Here is a 364-nt window from a genome sequence, read left to right on the forward strand (position 1 = left end):
CACGTCACACTCCGGACCGCGGACCGCGTGCGGCCGGCCGGGCACGGCGGATCCGGCGCCCCGGCCTGGCGTCGCCGCGGGCCGGGGCGGCGTCTACCGGTACCGCGGCGAGAGCGCCCCGGACCCTGCCGCGACCCGCCAGGCAGGCCCCACTGCGCCGTGGAGGTAGCGGACGCGGCGTCGGGAGAGGGGTGCGCACAGGAATCGAGGATCGGTTGCCGCGGGCCGGCCACCGCAAGCCGGCCGCGGCGGGCCCCGCGCGCCGAGCCAGGTATCGCCCAACGTCCCGCCCCGGGCCGCGGACCGGGCGCCGCCGGCCGGGCGTCGCGAGCCGGGCGCGGCGGGTCCCGCTCGCCGAGCCGGG

The sequence above is a fragment of the Streptomyces toxytricini genome, from assembly GCF_014649915.1.
GTDB classification, from domain to species: Bacteria; Actinomycetota; Actinomycetes; order Streptomycetales; family Streptomycetaceae; genus Streptomyces; species Streptomyces toxytricini.